At 42.1% G+C, this 3109-nt stretch carries 1 protein-coding gene and 1 tRNA gene; one reads left to right on the top strand and one right to left on the bottom strand.

What is annotated here, in order from left to right:
* Positions 1–2262 (bottom strand): HAD-IC family P-type ATPase (locus tag KKC91_12810; protein MBU0479422.1); only part of this gene is annotated, 2262 nt, incomplete at its 3' end.
* Between the two features lie 314 nt (positions 2263–2576).
* Between KKC91_12810 and KKC91_12805 the strand changes: the two genes are divergently transcribed.
* Positions 2577–2649 (top strand) — tRNA-Lys (locus KKC91_12805).
* The last annotated feature ends 460 nt before the right edge of the window (positions 2650–3109 follow it).

Genomic DNA, 3109 nt, shown 5'->3' with positions numbered 1-3109 from the left:
CAGTATGGGTTCCGCCTTTTTTCTGGGGGGTTCCTTCATTACATCTTCATCAATTTCGTCAAATGAAAGACTCATGGCGGGGGCGGAATCTTCAATTAATTTAATCCATAAGATTTGCGCCGGTAGGATAGGCAAGGGGAATCCTAAAATAACAGCTCCGCCGACTAAAATCATTTCAGAAAAAGAATCAGTGAGAAGATACAAAACGACCTTCCTAATATTATTAAAAATGATTCTTCCGCGCCTGACCGCCTCTACAATAGTTTTAAAATTATCATCAATTAAAACTAAATCCGCAATTTCTTTAGCAACATCAGCGCCGGAACCGACAGCAACGCCGATGTCTGCTTTTTTTAAAGCCGGAGCATCATTAACTCCATCGCCTGTCATGGCCACAACTTCCCCATTGGCCTGCAGGGCCGCCACTATCCGAATTTTATGTTTGGGCTCAACCCTGGCAAAAATAGTGATTTTATGTACGATTTTCCTCAATTTTTCATCAGACAGCTTTTCCAAATCAGCTCCCACCATAACATTATCCAGATTGACTTCAAGCCCCAACTCACGAACAATTGCCATAGCAGTAAGCTTGTGGTCTCCGGTAATAATAACCGTGCGAATACCCGCGCTCCGACATCGAGCAACGGCTTCCTTGGCTTCAGGCCTTAAAGCATCTTTTATGGCTATTAAACCGATGAATACAAGGTTGCCAATTTTTTCCTTGGTAAATTCTGATGTGTTGATTTTGTTTTCAATTTTATAAGCCGCGGCTAGGACGCGCAACCCCCGCCCCGTCAACTGGTCACATTGCGTCTGAATATCTTTTCTTCTTTTTGCAGTCAAAGCGACTTGCTTTCCGTCGATGTCTATAAATGAAGACATGCTTAAAATCTTTTCTGGCGCGCCCTTGACATATACAGCGTAATCATTACTCCGCGATTCTTTTAATCCATGCAGGGTTGCCATAAATTTATATTCCCCATCAAAAGGAATCTCCGCTATCCTGGGTTCTTTTGCCTCCAAATCATCTTTATCGAGCCCGGCTGATATACCTGCCAAGAGCAAAGCTTTTTCCGTGGAGTCACCAACAATAATCCAATCCTTCAATTTTTCGTCTGGATTTTCAATTATCGCGTTATTGTTTAATAATCCGATTTTTAAAGCAACCATATGACTGGCCATACCGTTCGGATTTATTGTCTTAGAGAACCGCTCTCCGTCATGAGATATGCTTGTTGCTTCGGTGATAATATCTGAAACTCTCATTTCACCACGGGTAAGCGTGCCGGTTTTATCCGCGCAAATAACGCTCACAGATCCTAATGTTTCAGCCGCCACCATTTTTCGTACCAGACCTTTTCTCTTGGCTAATCGTTGCATTCCGATTGCCAAAATCACAGTCATTGCCGGCAGCAACCCTTCCGGAACCGCAGCCACTACAACCGCTACCGAAGTTAAAAACATATCAAAAAAAGGCTTGCCGGTTAACAGCCCCAAACCGAAAATAAGAATATTGAGAAGTACAAGTATTAAACCGATGGCTTTTCCCAGGTGGGCAAGCTGTTTCTGTAGCGGTGTCATAATTTCCTCCGTTTCCCTGATTAAAGTCGCGATATGCCCCAATTCAGTTTTTACGCCGGTAGCCACTACCACTGCCATGGCTTTTCCCCTTGCCACTGTTGTCCCCTGATAAACCATATTTTTCCTATCAGCCATTGCGGTATTTTCAGGAAAAATCTCAATGCTTTTGCCGGAAGGAACGGATTCCCCGGTGAGAACTGCTTCTATTATCTCTATATTTTGCGCTTCCATAAGACGAGCATCGGCCGGCACTTTGTCCCCTGGAGATAATAAAATGATATCACCCGGGACAACCGACTCCTGAGAAATCACCGACTCTCTGCCGTCTCTGACGACCTTGGCCTTATGTTTAACCAATTTTTTGAGTTTTGCCAATGATTGATTTGCTTTAAATTCCTGAATAAACCCCACTATTCCGCTAATAATAATCACGGTTAAAATGATAGCGGCGTCAATAGAGTGTTTGGTTAAAAAGCTAATAATCAGCGCCGCAAAAAGAATATATATTAGTGGATTCTTAAATTGATTTAAAAAAATCTTCAAAGCAGTTGCTTTTTTGTCCTCCGGCAAAGCGTTAATACCAAATTTTTTGAGTCGCAAATTTGCTTCTTTTTTTGAAAGCCCTGTATTCCCCGTTGTTAAATCTTTAAAAATCTTTTCAATTGATAAATGATGGTACATCTTTTTATATTAAAATATATAATTCATTTTAAACCATTAAGCGAAGCAGCGATCAAAATTGTGGTCATGTCAATGTATTCCACGCTTTGCGTGTAAAACATTAAATTCGGTTATTCTAATAATAGCCACAATTCCTTGACTTCTAACTAAAAACAGTATACCATATTATTGAATTTTTGATAGGTTCACGCACAAAGTCCGGCTCGGTTCCGCCAGAGGCGGATTAAAAGCTTCCGCCATAGGCGGACCCGCCTTTGGCGAGCAGCTGGTATTTGCTGGCGAAGCGACGCGAGTTTGAAAACAAAACAATTAATGGCCCGGTAGCTCAGCTGGTAGAGCAATTCCCTTTTAAGGAAGAGGTCCTGGGTTCGATCCCCAGCCGGGTCACAGAAAATAATCCACATTTTGAGGATTATTTTTTTATGTTACAATCAGATTATTCACTTCGTGGGTTTATCTTCACCTACTCGCTCTTCGAGAAGCAAACAAAGCGGTGAATATTCCAACGACAACCCAGCAATCAGAAGAGTTACCGCAGTCCGCATCCCCTGCCATAGAAAAGTGAATACTCTGCACTGAAGGATAACAGCGCGCGAGATGCCGCCCTCCCAGGCGGCCAAACAAAGGGCGCCCCGCCCTTTTCAAACGGCTGGTGCAGGCCGTCAACTGCACCATTCCCAGTGTTTTATCTTATTAGAAGACAGTATGGTGAGAGTGAAGATAAATAATTACTCCACATTTGTGGGGTATTTTTTTACGCAACATCATTCGCTTCATTGCCACATCATAAAATAAGAGAAGCAAGAAAGATTTGTTTTTTTATTTTTTTTGTGATAAATTATTTCAT

Source organism: bacterium (genome assembly GCA_018812485.1).
Taxonomy (GTDB): domain Bacteria; phylum JAHJDO01; class JAHJDO01; order JAHJDO01; family JAHJDO01; genus JAHJDO01.
The sequence above is the reverse complement of the archived record's forward strand: the minus strand, read 5'-3'. Positions and strand labels throughout refer to the sequence as shown.